General features: G+C 50.4%; 11 protein-coding genes. 5 read left to right on the top strand and 6 right to left on the bottom strand.

The annotated features are described in order from the left end of the window. Positions 1-212: 212 nt before the first annotated feature. Together JNUCC21_RS05390 and JNUCC21_RS05395 are read right to left on the bottom strand one after the other, a co-directional pair. Positions 213-722 (bottom strand): ferritin-like domain-containing protein, encoded by a 510-nt coding sequence (locus tag JNUCC21_RS05390; RefSeq protein ID WP_216062194.1) that lies wholly within the window; start codon positions 720-722, stop codon positions 213-215. 68 nt (positions 723-790) lie between these two features. Further along, positions 791-1,504: a DUF421 domain-containing protein gene (locus JNUCC21_RS05395; RefSeq protein WP_079891472.1), complete on the bottom strand. Its 714-nt coding sequence runs from the start codon at positions 1,502-1,504 to the stop codon at positions 791-793. A 140-nt stretch (positions 1,505-1,644) separates the two neighbouring features. Between JNUCC21_RS05395 and addB the strand changes: the two genes are divergently transcribed. From addB to JNUCC21_RS05420, 5 genes are all read left to right on the top strand, one after another. Next, positions 1,645-5,145, top strand: a complete 3,501-nt coding sequence (addB, locus tag JNUCC21_RS05400) for a helicase-exonuclease AddAB subunit AddB (RefSeq protein ID WP_069007028.1) — start codon at positions 1,645-1,647, stop codon at positions 5,143-5,145. Continuing rightward, positions 5,132-8,836, top strand: a complete 3,705-nt coding sequence (gene addA / locus JNUCC21_RS05405; protein WP_369878812.1) for a helicase-exonuclease AddAB subunit AddA — start codon at positions 5,132-5,134, stop codon at positions 8,834-8,836. The genes addB and addA overlap by 14 nt, the downstream gene beginning before the upstream one ends. Before the next feature lie 64 nt (positions 8,837-8,900). After that, entirely contained in the window at positions 8,901-10,073 is a 1,173-nt protein-coding gene (gene sbcD, locus JNUCC21_RS05410) for an exonuclease subunit SbcD (RefSeq protein ID WP_043021321.1), read from the top strand. Next, positions 10,070-13,462: an exonuclease subunit SbcC gene (gene sbcC / locus JNUCC21_RS05415; protein WP_072588966.1), complete on the top strand. Its 3,393-nt coding sequence runs from the start codon at positions 10,070-10,072 to the stop codon at positions 13,460-13,462. Before sbcD ends, sbcC begins: the two co-directional genes overlap by 4 nt. Positions 13,463-13,477: 15 nt before the next feature. Next, positions 13,478-13,771: an HNH endonuclease gene (locus JNUCC21_RS05420; RefSeq protein WP_136396255.1), complete on the top strand. Its 294-nt coding sequence runs from the start codon at positions 13,478-13,480 to the stop codon at positions 13,769-13,771. 43 nt (positions 13,772-13,814) lie between these two features. On the opposite strand, the gene JNUCC21_RS05425 is transcribed toward JNUCC21_RS05420, so the two are convergent. From JNUCC21_RS05425 to JNUCC21_RS05440, 4 genes are read right to left on the bottom strand one after another with little or no spacing between them, the layout of a single operon-like run. Then, positions 13,815-14,033, bottom strand: a complete 219-nt coding sequence (locus JNUCC21_RS05425) for a spore germination protein (RefSeq protein ID WP_003155143.1) — start codon at positions 14,031-14,033, stop codon at positions 13,815-13,817. A gap of 39 nt (positions 14,034-14,072) precedes the next feature. Further along, on the bottom strand, positions 14,073-14,468 hold the full coding sequence (locus JNUCC21_RS05430; RefSeq protein ID WP_072588968.1) for a spore germination protein GerPE: 396 nt from the start codon (positions 14,466-14,468) through the stop codon (positions 14,073-14,075). Then, complete coding sequence (locus JNUCC21_RS05435) at positions 14,468-14,644, bottom strand: hypothetical protein (RefSeq protein WP_003155141.1); 177 nt, start codon at positions 14,642-14,644, stop codon at positions 14,468-14,470. Before JNUCC21_RS05435 ends, JNUCC21_RS05430 begins: the two co-directional genes overlap by 1 nt. Continuing rightward, positions 14,641-15,258: a spore germination protein GerPC gene (locus JNUCC21_RS05440; RefSeq protein ID WP_003155139.1), complete on the bottom strand. Its 618-nt coding sequence runs from the start codon at positions 15,256-15,258 to the stop codon at positions 14,641-14,643. Before JNUCC21_RS05440 ends, JNUCC21_RS05435 begins: the two co-directional genes overlap by 4 nt. Positions 15,259-15,263: the final 5 nt, after the last annotated feature.

Below are 15,263 nucleotides of genomic sequence, written 5' to 3' on the forward strand. Positions count from 1 at the left end.
TTTCCGCCAAATGAGGTTCGGCTCCTTAAAAACCGACCGGTTGGTTTATTTTATTATAAAGGGTTTTTGCTGATTATACAATGAAGAAGTTATCCGTTTTTTAGAGAGTATCACGCAGCTCGAAAAGTAAACCCCATTCTCTCATGTTGAAAGAACGGGGTTTGTCTGCGGTCTGAAGACTCCCGGCGGGGGAGCGTGATCTGCCTGAACCGTTATTTTCCGGTATTTACCTCGGTGTAGCTTGTATTCGGCGCGTTTGATACCGTTCCCCCTGTATGGTGGAAAGGAGAGTGGGCCATATCGTATAAAAACCAGACGGCGTGACGCTGCTCGTCAAATGCCGTGCGGGCAAATAACCGCTTCGCTTCCGGATGCACCGCTCTATCGGATGCCTGCAAATAAAAATCATTCGTTTTCTGCTCATCATAAAACGCCGCCCTCATTCCTTCTCTGTATGTGTGCGGACAATGCTCCGTCTGTTTCGGCGTCAACTGTTTTCCGGTAATTGACGTATACAGAGAAGAAAAAGCGTGCAGGTGGCGCACTTCTTCCTCTCTGATATGTTCGATTCGTCTTCTGATTTCTGCGGTCGGCGCTTTTTCGGCTAATATTGAGTAGCAAATCACAGCGCTGTATTCACCGTTTATGGATTTTACCAGATCCTTGATAAGCACAGAATCGTCACTGCAGATGGCTGTATAATGAAAAAAATTCTCGTGCATTGGACTCACCCCCGGATGTTTATAGGGTATTATACGGCCGCAGCCCGTGACATGTGCGGATGTCATGTTTATTCTTGATCTAGCGGCGATGTAATATGGTCGTCGTATGTGTCGACAAAAAGCCGGCCGTTGCTTCCGCGCACAGCGTATACGACGTCTTCCGGTTTGAGGTTTCTCTTGTCCAATTCTTCTCTCAGCCATTTTTCCGATACGTGGTTTTCTTCCAGATTCTTCATCACCAGCCGGCCGTCCATAATCAGCTCAACGGCAAAGTTCTTTTCATGTCCGGCAAAGATGCCGAGATCCTGTCTTGTAACGGGCGCAAATTCCGGCTTGACCTCCACTGACATGCTGCCGTTTGTTTCAATGATGGCAGTCTGAACCTGAGAAATGTCAAATACGTCATTTACACGCAGCTGCTGGTTCAAGTAGTCGATGGTATAACGCATCGTTTTCATATTATGCTCAAGTATTTTACCGTTTTGAATGATAATGGTCGGTTTGCCTGCAAAGAAACCCCTAAGGACCCTGTTTTTCATAGAAAGATATGCGACAAGGTAAATGATTGCCACGAAAATAATGTAGGCAATGACATGATAATGAATCGGCAGCTTTGTATTAAACGACAGATTTGCCGTGATGGCGCCGAGCGAGATGGCCGCAATGAAATCAAAAAGCGTCATCTGTGAAATGGTTTGTTTACCGAGTATCCGGGCGCCGATAAACAGAATGCTGAACGACAGAGCCGTCCGTACAATTACTTCGGGATATTCTGACATCATCATTAGTCCTTTTTTCTTTATTTTGGTCAAAAACGAAATTTTTTAAAACAGTCATCCCGTTTTTACCAGCAGATGAGATTGGTCATTTTCGTCAACTTTCGATAAAATGTAGAAAGATAAAAAGAGAGGGGTCTTTTAATTTGGGTGTTGAGTTTTTAGTAGGCAGATCGGGGAGTGGGAAAACGAGGCTGATTATCGACAGCATTCAAGATGAACTGCGCCGGGAGCCGTTCGGGAAACCTATCATTTTTCTAGTCCCGGATCAAATGACGTTTTTAATGGAATATGAGCTTGCTAAAACGCCGGATATCGGCGGCATGATACGCGCTCAAGTGTTCAGTTTTTCGCGTTTGGCGTGGCGCGTGCTTCAGCATACCGGGGGCATGAACCGCCCGTTTGTGACGACGACGGGTGTGCAGATGCTTTTAAGGAAACTGATTGAAGAATATAAGCACGAGTTTAAAGTGTATCAAAAAGCGAGTGACAAAACCGGGTTCACTGAGCAGGTGGAACGGATGCTGACAGAGTTTAAGCGGTACTGTATAGAGCCTGAAGACGTCCGACGCATGGCGGAAAGCGGAACGGCGTCAGAATATCGCGGAGAGCGGATGCTGTCTGAAAAACTTCATGATTTAGGCATTTTATATCAGCAGATGGAAAGAAGCCTCGCCGGACACTATTTGCATTCAGAGGATTATTTGACGCTGCTCGCTCAGCAGATTCCTTTGGCGGACGTTGTAAAAGGCGCCCGTGTTTACGTCGACGGATTCTATCAATTTACGCCGCAGGAATTAAGGGTGCTGGAGCAGCTGATCATGCATGCTGAACATGTCACATTCTCGCTGACGGCGGACAGCCCTTCGGCGGAACAGGCACCGGATGAGCTCGATCTGTTCAGAATGACGGGAAGCACATACTATAAGCTTTATCAGACGGCAAAGGAATTGAATGCCGATATTTCCTGCAAGGAACTGCATGGCACGAAGCGGCATCAGCATGCGCCGGAGCTTGCCTGTATAGAGTCGCAGTACGATGTGCGTCCCGCCGCGGCGTATACCGGCGGACAGGAAGCTTTTACCGTCATGCAGGCGCAAAACAGAAGAGCTGAGCTTGAAGGTATTGCCCGGGAAATTCAATCACTTGTCCGGGACGGAGGATACCGGTACAAAGATATGGCGATTCTCATCCGTCAGCCGGAAGATTATAAAGATTTGCTGAAGGAAGTGTTTGCCGATTACGGGCTTCCTTATTTTATTGACGGAAAAGCTTCTATGCAGCATCACCCGCTTATTGAATTCATCCGTTCAAGCCTGGATGTCGTGAAGGGGAACTGGAGATATGAAGCGGTGTTCCGCTGTGCGAAAACCGAACTGTTATTCCCGCTTGATCAGCCGGAGCAGAAAATAAGGGAGCAGGTTGATCAGCTTGAAAATTACTGTATCGCCTACGGCATTAAAGGGGAGCGCTGGACGAGCGGCGAGCGGTTTGTATACAGGCGCTTCGTATCGCTCGATGAGGATTTCGCGCAGACAGATCAGGAAATAGAGATGGAGAACATGCTGAATGAGACGAAAGAGTGGATGGCCGCGCCCCTTGTCCGGCTTCAAAACCGGATGAAAAAAGCGAAAACGGTTCAAAGCATGGCGGAGGCTCTTTATCTCTTTTTGGAAGATACCGATGTTCCCCTGAAGCTGGACCGGAAAAGGCAGCGGGCCGAAGAGGCCGGAAACATGATCGAAGCGCAGCAGCACGGCCAGGCGTGGGATGCCGTTATCCAGCTTCTCGAGGAGTTTGCCGGCATGATGGGTGAAGATGAAATATCTTTGGCGCTGTTCCAGCAAATGCTTGAAACGGGAACGGAATCGCTTCATTTTTCTTTAATTCCGCCTGCGCTTGACCAAGTATTTGTAGGGAATATGGATCTCTCAAGAATGTACGGCACGTCCTGCACATTCGTCATCGGGGCCAATGACGGCGTTCTTCCGGCGCGCCCGGATGAAAACGGCGTGCTGTCTGATGATGACCGGGAGTGGCTGAAAGCAGTCGGAGTGGAGCTGTCTTCCGCGGGGCGTGAGCGGCTGCTTGATGAGCATTTTCTCATCTATATGGCGCTGTCGAGTCCGTCTGACCGTCTTTATGTGTCATACCCGATTGCCGATGCGGAAGGAAAAACGCTCCTGCCGTCAATCGTTGTAAACCGGCTTGGCGAGCTGTTTCCCGATCATCAGGAAAAGCTGTCAGCGGCTGATCCCGAGCAGGTAAGCGAAGAAGAGCAGCTTCAGTATCTCGTCAATAAACAGGTGGCTCAGACATATACGGCAAGTCAGCTCAGGCTGTGGACAAGAGAGTACGAGATCAGTGACGTATGGTGGAGCGCATACAATGTGCTGATGAAAGAGCCTGATCACCAGCGTGCGAAAAAGCTGTTTTCAAGCTTGTTTTTCCGCAATGAGGCGAAGCGTCTTGAACGGCCTGTTTCGCGCCAGCTTTACGGCGAGCATATTAAAGGAAGCGTCTCCCGGATGGAGGCGTTTAATGCCTGCCAGTTTTCTCATTTTGCATCTCACGGGCTTCAATTAAAAGAGCGGCAGTTTTTCAAGCTGGACGCGCCGGATATCGGCCAGCTGTTTCACTCCAGCCTGAAGCTGATTTCAGACCGGCTTCGTGAGCAGAAGCTGGAATGGCGCGATCTGACGAAAGATCAGTGCCGGAATTTCTCCTATGAAGCGGTGGAACGGCTTGCGCCAAAGCTGCAAAAAGAGATTCTGCTCAGCTCAAACAGACACTTTTATGTGAAGGAAAAACTGCAGAAGATCGTCACGCGTGTTTCTGGCATATTAAGCGAGCATGCGAAGGCGAGCGGTTTCGTCCCGGTCGGTCTTGAACTCGGTTTCGGCGGAAGCGGGCCGCTGCCGCCGCTCACTTTCACGCTGAAAAACGGCTGTACGATGGAACTCGTCGGACGGATCGACCGCGTGGATAAAGCGGAAAGTTCAAAAGGCCTGCTGCTGAGAATCGTTGATTATAAATCAAGCGACAGGGGGCTTGATCTGGCTGAGGTGTATTACGGGCTCGCTCTGCAAATGCTCACATATCTTGACTTATCGATTACACATTCCGAAGATTGGCTCGGCATGAAAGCGACCCCGGCAGGCGTTTTGTATTTCCATATCCACGATCCGATGATTCAGGCCAGTCTGCCGATGGGGCTTGATGAAATCGAGCAGGAAATTTTTAAGAAATTTAAAATGAAAGGCCTTCTCCTCGGTGACCGGGAGGCGATCAGCCTGATGGACACGACTTTGGAGGAAGGGCGTTCAAATATCGTCAATGCCGGTTTGAAAAAGGACGGTTCTTTAAGATCCGACTCAGCCGCGGTCAGCGAACGGGACTTTCATCTGCTGACAGACCATGTGCGGCGGACATTTGAACAGGCGGGCGAAGCGATAACGGACGGGCTTGTGTCCATTACTCCGTATAAGCTGAAAGATAAGACGCCTTGTACGTACTGTGCGTTTCAATCGGTGTGCCAGTTTGATGAGTCGCTTAAGGAAAATGAATACCGCAGCCTGAAAGCGGAAAAAGACGGCACCATACTGGATTGGCTGAAGAAGGAGGCGGATGATGATGCAAATTCCTAAACCGAAAGACAGCATATGGACGGATGACCAATGGAGCGCCATCGTTTCTTCCGGCCGCGATATTCTGGTCGCTGCCGCAGCCGGATCAGGTAAAACGGCCGTGCTCGTGGAACGGATGATCAGAAAGATAACCGCGGAAGAAGATCCGGTTGATGTTGACAGGCTCCTTGTGGTGACCTTTACAAACGCCTCAGCAGCGGAGATGAAGCATCGGATCGCGGAAGCATTAGAAAAAGAGCTCGCCAAAAATCCGGGATCTCTGCATATCAGACGGCAGCTCTCTCTCTTGAATCGGGCGAGCATTTCGACGCTTCACTCTTTCTGTCTGCAAGTGCTTAAAAAATATTATTATATGATTGATCTTGACCCCGGTTTTCGGATGGCTGACCAGACGGAAGGCGAATTGCTCGGAGACGAAGTTCTTGATGAGCTGTTTGAAGATGAATACGCAAAAGGGAATCAGGCGTTTTTTGAGCTTGCGGACAGATATACGACAGACAGGCATGATCTTGATCTTCAAGACCTTGTCAAACGGGTGTACGAGTATTCCCGGTCGCATCCTGACCCGGAAGTATGGCTGCAAAGCTTTGTCCGCCTGTATGATGTGACGGAAGAAAGCAAAATGGAAGAGCTTCCGTTTTACCAATATGTGAGAGAAGATGCTGAAATGGCGCTTTTCGGGGCAAAACAAAAGCTTGAGAAGGCGCTTGAACTGACAAAAGCGCCCGGCGGGCCGGCCCCGCGCGCTGATAATTTTCTGGATGACCTTCAGCAGATAGAAGAGCTGATCAGCTGCCGGCATGACTTCGATGCGCTGTATGAACGGGTTCCCGCAGTCTCCTTTAAACGGGCGAAGGCGGTAAAGGGTGATGAATTTGACAAAGCGCTTTTGGACGAAGCGACCGATTTGCGAAACGGCGCGAAGAAACTGATCGAAAAGGTAAAGACCGATTATTTTACAAGAAGTCCGCAAGATCACTTAAAGAGTTTAGCAGATATGAAGCCTGTCATCGAAACGCTCGTTCAGCTCGTGATATCGTACGGAAAACGATTTGAAGCGGCGAAACAAGAAAAATCAATTATTGATTTCTCAGATTTGGAACATTACTGCCTGGCGATTTTAACTGCGGTTGATGAAGAAGGCCGGCGGGTGCCGAGCGAAGCGGCCGTTTATTATCAAGACCAGTTCCATGAAGTTCTGGTTGATGAATATCAAGATACGAATCTTGTGCAAGAGTCTATCCTGCAGCTTGTTAAAAGCGGGAATGAAGAGGCGGGAAATCTGTTTATGGTAGGCGACGTCAAACAATCGATCTACCGTTTCAGACTTGCTGAGCCGCTGCTGTTTCTCGGGAAATATAAAAGGTTTACAGAAAGCGGGGCAGGCACGGGGCAGAAAATTGACCTGAACCAAAATTTCCGCAGCCGCTCCGATATTTTGGACAGTACGAATTTCTTGTTTAAGCAGCTGATGGGCGGAAAAATCGGCGAAGTGGATTACGATGAACAGGCGGCATTGAAGCTCGGCGCATCGTATCCGCCGAATGACGCGGCAAAAACGGAACTGCTGCTCATTGACAGCGCTGATGGCGCAGACAGCTCCGAGGATGCCGAAGACTTTGAAACTGTGCACTGGGAAGCGAAAGCGATAGCCGGGGAGATCCGAAAGCTTGTCTCATCTCCGTTTAAGGTATATGACGGCAAAACAAAAACACACCGGAATATCCAGTACCGGGATATCGTAATTTTGCTGCGCTCCATGCCGTGGGCGCCGCAATTAATGGAAGAGCTGAAAAACCAGGGCATTCCGGTGTACGCCAATTTGACGTCGGGTTACTTTGAAGCCGTGGAGGTGGCTGCGGCGCTTTCAGTCTTGAAGGTGATTGATAATCCGTATCAGGATATTCCGCTTGCTTCCGTGCTGCGCTCGCCCATCGTCGGCTGTGACGAAAATGAACTTGCGCTGATACGCCTTGAAAAGAAAAAAGCGCCGTTTTATGAAGCGCTGAAAGCATATATAGCGAACGCTGACAGACATGATGAACTGTATCAAAAACTGAGAACCTTTTATGACAGTCTGCAAAAGTGGCGGTCATTTTCGACGAATCATTCGGTGTCTGAGCTGATTTGGGAAGTATACCGCGATACCGGATATTTTGACTATGCAGGCGGCATGCCCGGCGGAAAGCAGCGCCAGGCCAATCTGCGCGTCTTGTATGACCGGGCGCGCTCGTACGAAGCGACGGCGTTCCGCGGGTTATTCCGCTTTTTGCGGTTCATTGAACGGATGCAGGAGCGCGGCGATGATCTGGGGACGGCCCGGGCGCTCAGCGAGCAGGAGGATGTCGTTCGGCTGATGACGATCCACAGCAGCAAAGGACTTGAATTCCCCGTCGTTTTCACCGCCGGACTCGGCAGAAGTTTTAATATGATGGATCTCAACAAATCATACCTGCTTGATAAAGAGCTCGGTTTCGGCACGAAGTATATTCATCCGGAACTCAGAATCAGCTATCCGACTCTTCCGCTTGTGGCGATGAAGAAAAAGATGCGCAGAGAGCTCTTATCCGAAGAATTGCGCGTACTGTATGTGGCGCTGACCAGAGCGAAGGAAAAGCTGTTTCTCGTCGGTTCCTGCAAAAACCGGGAAAAACAGCTGGCCAAATGGCAGGCGCAAGCAGACCGGGCCGATTGGCTTCTTTCTGAATTCGACCGCTATCAGGCGTCATCTTATTTGGACTTTATCGGGCCGGCGCTCATCCGCCACCGTGACATGGAGGCGCACAGGACGCCGGGACTTTCCTCATCTGAGGATATCGCGCGCGACCCGTCGCGTTTTCATATCCGGATGCTGCAGCAAAGTGAATTGCTGGAAGAGAATCCAAAAGAACGTGCTGAAGAAAAGAGCAAACGTCTCAAAGCGATTCAGCAGGGCGAGCCGATTCCTGATTCGTTTTCATTTGATGATCAGGCGCGCCGTCTGCTTGAATGGGAATATCCGTACCGAGAGCTGACGGCTATCAGAACGAAGCAGTCAGTTTCTGAGCTGAAGAGAAAGCAAGAATACGAGGATGAATACAGCGGCCGCTCTCTCATCAAACCGTCAGGAGACACGCTTTTATACAGGCGTCCCGGTTTTATGATGAAAAAAGGGCTGACAGCCGCCGAAAAAGGGACGGCGATGCATACGGTGATGCAGCACATACCGCTGACGCACGTTCCGACTGCCGAAGAAGCGGAGCGGACGGTCCGGATGCTTTACGAAAAAGAGCTGCTGACAGAAGAACAGCAGGAAGCTATTGATATAGAAGAAATTGTCCAGTTTTTCGGAACTGAAATCGGGAAAGACCTTCTCGGGGCGCTGCGGATTGACCGGGAAGTGCCGTTCAGTATGGCGCTTCCGGCCGGCGAGGTGTACAAGGATGCCGAAACGGCCGGTGAACCGCTGCTCGTGCAGGGGATTATTGACTGCCTCTATGAAACTGCGGACGGTCTCTATTTGCTGGACTATAAAACTGATCGGATAGAGGGGAAATTCCGGAACGGATTTGAAGGCGCGGCTCCGATTCTGCAAAAAAGGTATGAAACACAAATTGAATTGTATACAAAAGCGGTTGAACAAATTACAAAAACGAAAGTGAAAGGGCGTGCGCTCTATTTCTTCGATGGAGGTCACGTTCTTACACTGTAACAAGATCCGAAGCTCCTTTTTGGAGCGGATCTTTTTTTCTATCAAAAAGTGAGGTGAATGCGGTATGCGCATTTTACATACAGCTGACTGGCACCTCGGCAAAACGCTGGAAGGCAGAAGCCGGCTGAGCGAGCAGGCCGAAGTACTGGAAGAGCTGAATACCATTGTCAAGGAAGAAAACATTGATGCGGTCATTATGGCGGGGGATGTATTTGATACGGTCAACCCGCCTGCGCTCGCTGAACAATTGTATTACGAAAGTCTTTCCGCGCTTTCTGACGGCGGAAAGCGCCCGGTTGTCGTCATTGCCGGAAACCATGACAATCCCGACAGGCTGGCGGCGGCTTCTCCGTTAACAAATGAGCGCGGCATTCATTTAATCGGCTATCCGCGGACAGAACCCGTGCATATTGAAGTGCCGTCGGCGGACGAGCTGTTAGCCGTAGCTGCGCTGGCATATCCGTCAGAGGCGAGATTAAACGAAGTGCTTTCTGATACGTTTGAGGAAAAGCTTCTTCGCGATCATTACGATGTGAAAATCAGAGAGGCGTTTGCTCACATGTGCGGACTGTGCCGGAACGATGCCGTGAAAATCGCGGCGAGCCACATTTATGTCGCGGGGGGAAATCAGACCGATTCAGAGCGTCCGATTGAAGTCGGGGGCGCTTACACAGTTGCCGCTGACAGCCTGCCGGCTGATGCGGCTTACGTGGCTCTCGGCCATCTCCACCGTCCGCAAACGATCAAGCGCGCCAAGACGGCTGCCCGTTATTCAGGCTCTCCGCTGGCATACAGCTTTTCGGAAGCCGGTTATGCCAAATCGGTGACGGTGGTAGAAGCGAAGCCCGGCGGAGAAGCGAAGTGGGAAGAGATTTTCCTGTCTTCCGGTAAACCGCTCGTCAAATGGAAAGCGCAGGGGCTGAGCGAGGTTCACGGCTGGCTCGATGAAGGGCGTGACCGGAATGCCTGGATCGATCTTGATATCCATTTGACGGATCAGCTTTCTCTCGAGGAAATTCATCGGCTGAGAAAGGCGCATCCCGGCTTTATCCATATCAGGCCGGTTTTTGAAGAAAAAGAGACCGGCAATGACCGGATTGAAGTGAAACACACATCAATTGAGGATCGCTTTAAGAAGTTTTATGAAAAACAAACGGGCGGCGGCGTGCCGGATGAGGAGATGGTCAAGCTGTTTTTAGAGCTTGCGTCAGCAGATGATGAGGAGGATGCGACATGAAGCCGATTCTGTTAACGATAAAAGGGCTCCACAGCTTCAGAGAGGAACAGACCATTGATTTTGCCGGACTGTCCGGAGCCGGGGTGTTCGGAATTTTCGGGCCGACCGGAAGCGGAAAATCATCGATCCTTGATGCTATGACACTCGCTTTATACGGAAAAGTGGAGCGCGCCGCAAATAATACGCACGGCATCTTGAATCATGCCGAAGATCAGCTCGCCGTCTCATTTACATTCGCGCTTCAATCCGGCCACCGGGTTTCCTACAAGGTCGAGCGCGTTTTTAAGAGAACGGATGAAACGAAAGTAAAAACCGCCCTCTGCCGCCTGATTGAAATCAAAGACGAACAAACGGTGCTGGCCGATAAAGCGAATGAAGTGAACAAAAAGGTGGAAGAGCTTCTTGGCCTGACCATTGACGACTTTACAAGAGCCGTCGTGCTGCCGCAAGGAAAGTTTGCCGAGTTTCTGTCGCTTAAAGGCGCGGAAAGAAGACATATGCTCCAGCGCCTGTTTAATCTGGAACAGTACGGGGACAGGCTTGTCAAAAAATTGCGGCGGCGGGCGCAGGAAGCGGCAGCGAAAAAAAATGAAATGCTGGCGGAACAATCCGGGCTCGGAGACGCAGGAGAAGATGCGCTGAAGCAGGCTGAACAGCAGTTTCACGAAGCGAACGAACGGCTTGAAGAAGCTGAGAAGAAACGGGTCCGGGCAAAAGAGCGCTTTGAGAATCACCAGGAAATTTGGAACCTGCAGACAGAAAGAGATGAATATGAGCGCCGGGAGAAAAAGCTTGAGGAAAGACGCCCGTACATCACGGATTTGACTGAGCGTCTTAAAGAGGCGGAAACAGCTCTCGCCCTTGAGCCGTACGCAGACCGTTACACAGAAGCCGCCCGCCGGAAGCAGCGCGCCGAACAGGAACACGAACTGGCCAAACGGAAATCAGAGGCGGAAACCGTTTCATTTACCCGGCAAAATGAAGCCTATGAAGCATGGCGGGCCCATAAGGCCGAACAGGAGCCGAAGCTTGTCAAGGAAGAAGAGCTGTATCAAAGACTTTCAGCCATTGAACAAAAACTGCTTGAAGCGAAAAAAGAAGCGGAAAAAACAAATGCGGAACACAGCAAAAAAGAGGAAGAATACGAAGCCGCCTCGAAACAGCTGGCCGGAGTGAAAGACCGCCTGACCCGCGGCCAAAACAGGCAGAATGAGCTGAAAGAAGAGCTGAAAGCAGTTCAAGTGACCGCCGATGAACGGAAAAAATGCCAGACCGCAGCACAGCTGGCGGCGGGCTTTCAGCAGACACAGGAACAAATCACGAAAGAGCGGGCCAATCTGACAACGCAGCTGAAAAACGTGGAGAAGCTGAACGGAGAAAGCGAGTCGCTCACAGCGAAAGCGAAAACGGAAGAGGAAGACATTACGCGCGCTTATCAAACGCTTCAAACCGTTTACCATATGGTCTGTGAAACGGAACGTTCACTGAAAGCCGCAGCCGAACGGGCTGACAAAACGCAAGCCGATCTCCGCAGGCGCTCAGAGGAAGCGAGAACGGCTGCATTAACAAAAGAATTATCGGAAAAACTAATCGAAGGAAAGCCTTGTCCTGTATGCGGCTCGACGCAGCATGACCGCCCGCGTTCCGCTCATGAAACATTCTCGCCTGATACGGCTGTGCAGGAACAGTTGCAGCAGGTTGAAGCGCTGCTTTCTGAGGCGGCGGCTCTTTCTCAGGAGGTGCTGACAGCCAAGGTTGCATTAGAAGAGCAGTCGGGGCGTTTTACCGAAGAATGTCCGTTTCTGCAAAGCGCCCGGGTTCCGGAGCTGGAAGCCGCTTCTTCCATCAGCGGACGCCCGCTTGATGAAGCGTTCAGCGCCGTCCGCTTGGAGTGGAAACAAATGAAACAGGATATGCTGTCGGTAAAAGAGAAGGTCACAAGACTGATCAGCGCGCATCAGCAGACGGTGAAACAAGCTGAGCAGCTTGCCGAACGAATCCGCTACGAGGAAAAAGAAGCCGGCCGTCTCAGACATTCATTAGAAGAGCTTGAATCGCTGTCAGAAAGCCGATTGAATCAGTACAATGAAGTCTGCGGTGATATTCCGCCAAACCGGATTGACGCCTGGCAGGCTTCGATAGATGAGAAGGACAGGCAGGCAGAAGAATGTGAGAAGCGCATTGAAACAAGCATCGCATTCCTCAAGGAACATGAAGAGGAGAAAGAACGCCTGCAGGAGATGAAGCATCGGCTTGAACGGGAACGGCTCGAGCTTCACTATGCGTCTGAGCGCCTGCAGCAGGTGATTGACGGATATGAACAAGAGCTCGGAACAGCAGCTGAAGAAACATCAATTTCCGCAAAGCTTGAAGCGGTGCGGCAGGAATTACAGCTGTTAAAATCCAAAGAACAGTCCCTATTCGATGCGCTGAAGCAGGCGCAGCAATCACTGAATGACGCAAAAGGCCGGGAATCCGGGAGTCTCATGTCACTCAGGGATGCTGAGACCTCCCTTGAGAAAGCGCAAAACGACTGGCGCGTGAGGTCAAAAGACACCGGGTTTGCCGACCCGGACCAAGTCAAAAAAAGTCTGCTTCCGCAAGGGCGTGCAGAGGAAATGAAAAAAGAAATAGATGAGTTCCTGGACACCTCAAAACAGCTATCGGCAAATATCAGCCGTGTTACTGATAAATTAGCCGAGCGCCGGATATCGGAGGAAGAATGGACAGCATCCGTTTCTCTGCTGAAGCAGGCAGAGGCTGAGTCAGGCGCCGCCATGGAGGAAAAAGGAGCACAGGCAAAAGCTTTCGCGGTTATGCAAAAACAGCATAAGCGCTTTAAAGAGATTGAGGCCGAACTGAAAAGCTGGCAGACACAGATTGACAGGCTTGATAAGCTCCAGTCTGTATGTAAAGGCAATACATTCGTCGAATTTTTAGCGGAAGAACAGCTGGAAAGCGTGGCTCGAGACGCCTCTGCCCGTCTCGGAGCGCTGACAAGGCAGCGGTATGCCATATTAGTCGATTCAGAAGGCGGTTTCGTCATGCGTGATGACGCGAACGGAGGCGTCAAACGGCCCGTATCAAGCCTTTCCGGCGGGGAGACGTTTCTGACATCGCTGTCGCTTGCGCTTGCCTTGTCCGCCCAGATTCAGCTGCGGGGGCAATACCCGCTGCAATTCTTTTTCTTAGATGAAGGATTCGGGACTCTTGACCAAGGGCTCTTAGACACCGTTGTCACGGCGCTCGAAAAGCTGCAATCGGACAACTTATCCGTCGGAGTGATCAGCCATGTGCAGGAGCTGAGAGCGCGTCTGCCGAAAAAATTAATCGTTCATCCGTCCGAACCGGGCGGGAAAGGCACCCGGGTCACCTTGGAGATCATGTAGAAAGGAGAAGGAATCATGGCCGATTCTGCCGAGGGCACATGTGAATTATGCGGCCGCCATCATGTACGGCTGACGGAGCACCACTTAACGCCTAAGGAAGAAGGCGGGACATTCTTTCCGACCGCAATGCTCTGCATCCCTTGTCATAAACAGGTTCACGCTCTCTATACGAATCAGGAGCTTGCGGCAAGGCTCGCGGGAATAGAAGAGCTGCGGCGTGACCCGAAACTCGCGCGGTTTGTGAAATGGATCAGAAAACAGCCGCCGGAAAAGCTTGTAAAAACAAAAAAAGCAAATGAACGAAAATAACGCTGAACCAAAAGCAGCCCTCTTCTGAAAGAGCGGCTGCTTTTTAGGCGTTTCCGACCACATTTTGATCGCTGACATCGGGGTCTATATAGTTTGTCGCATTGACAACGTTGTTTAATAACAGGAAATCTCCGGTATTGCCTGCTCCCGAACCGAGCGCAGATTTAGAAGAGCTTTTTGGAGAAAGGTAAAAGGAATCACCAAAGTTTACGACTCCGCCCGATATGGAATTGATAGCTATAGGTCCGGTAATTGCTGGCATAAACGACACCCTTTATAGAAGTCTCACCGTCATTATATGTCAGGGCTGCTGTGATTGTGAGCTTGGTGTGACAATCTGCCTAATATGTTTCAGCCGCGAATCTCCCAGAACGATCGACGTCGATCCGACTTGAACCACGGACGCTGACGATACCCCTTGAACTTTCACATTCCTTACCCGAATTGAAGGGTTTTCATGGCAGAATGCGCTTTGGACTCCCGTTTCCGGTAACGGCATGACGGCCGGCTGCCGAAAGATCTGGTATTCTTTTTTGTTAAATGAGCCTTCATCATCTCTGTATAAGGCAATAGTACGCTGATCGGCCAATACTTTGATCCGCATATTGATTTCATTCGTATCGCCTGCTTGAAAGACACTCGCAATCCCGACTGAATTGATTTTGGCGTTCCGGAGGCGTGAAATGCGCTTTAACATTATTCCGGCGCCAGCGGCACATAAGGCCCGATAATAAGAGATTCCGGAGGCGTGTCAAAGATGGAAGACAGATAGACGGAATCGGTGTCGCCGATTAATAATAAGGAAGAACTGGACACACCGGTAGACCGGATGTCGCCGACTTCAATATTCCGGTTAATCACTGTAAAAATCATGACGGATCATCACCTTTCATTTCACCAGGTATGTGCTTAATAAAGTGCTCGACGGCTCTGACAATATCACGCTTCACATGTTCGGCAATCTGCTCGGCATATTGCGCGGGCGCCGTGTTTTCTTCTTTCGGGACATGGGACAGATAATACTGAATCCGGCTGTCCATCTGCTTTCTGATATCTTCAATAATATGATATTTGTTCGTTTCGTCCAGCCTGCTCTCATACTGAGTTTCGAGCTGCTCTAAAAGCGCGGGGATTTCTTCATTCAGGTACATATCGACGTTTTGGCGGATTTGCTGCATTTGCTGGCCCGCCTGTTCCTGCTGCATCATTCCGACCTGCGGAGATGTCTGGCCGACTTCGAAGTTTTGCACGGCATTCGGATCAGTCGGATTCAATCCGATATTCAGCGTTCCTTCCAGCCGTTCAATTTTCAGCTGATCAAATTTATACTCGAGCCGATCGATTCTTGTAGAAGGCTGCTGCTTCAGCGTTGAAATTTCATTTTGGAATTCTTTCAGCTGCCGTTCGAGCTCCTGAATCTGCTGCGCCTGCTGCTGGACGAAAGAATTTAAATTCTGCAGGTAGGATGAAACGGATTGATCATACATGACAT

It is taken from the genome of Bacillus sp. JNUCC-21, assembly GCF_041222765.1.
Lineage (GTDB): Bacteria > Bacillota > Bacilli > Bacillales > Bacillaceae > Bacillus > Bacillus velezensis.

Excerpts from the sequence above, each read along its gene's own strand:
- JNUCC21_RS05390 (WP_216062194.1), bottom strand. The coding sequence starts at position 722 with ATGCACGAGAATTTTTTTCATTATACAGCCATCTGCAGTGACGATTCT.
- JNUCC21_RS05395 (WP_079891472.1), bottom strand. The coding sequence starts at position 1,504 with ATGATGTCAGAATATCCCGAAGTAATTGTACGGACGGCTCTGTCGTTC.
- addA (WP_369878812.1), top strand. The coding sequence starts at position 5,132 with ATGCAAATTCCTAAACCGAAAGACAGCATATGGACGGATGACCAATGG.
- sbcD (WP_043021321.1), top strand. The coding sequence starts at position 8,901 with ATGCGCATTTTACATACAGCTGACTGGCACCTCGGCAAAACGCTGGAA.
- sbcC (WP_072588966.1), top strand. The coding sequence starts at position 10,070 with ATGAAGCCGATTCTGTTAACGATAAAAGGGCTCCACAGCTTCAGAGAG.
- JNUCC21_RS05420 (WP_136396255.1), top strand. The coding sequence starts at position 13,478 with ATGGCCGATTCTGCCGAGGGCACATGTGAATTATGCGGCCGCCATCAT.
- JNUCC21_RS05425 (WP_003155143.1), bottom strand. The coding sequence starts at position 14,033 with ATGCCAGCAATTACCGGACCTATAGCTATCAATTCCATATCGGGCGGA.
- JNUCC21_RS05430 (WP_072588968.1), bottom strand. The coding sequence starts at position 14,468 with ATGTTAAAGCGCATTTCACGCCTCCGGAACGCCAAAATCAATTCAGTC.
- JNUCC21_RS05435 (WP_003155141.1), bottom strand. The coding sequence starts at position 14,644 with ATGATTTTTACAGTGATTAACCGGAATATTGAAGTCGGCGACATCCGG.
- JNUCC21_RS05440 (WP_003155139.1), bottom strand. The coding sequence starts at position 15,258 with ATGTATGATCAATCCGTTTCATCCTACCTGCAGAATTTAAATTCTTTC.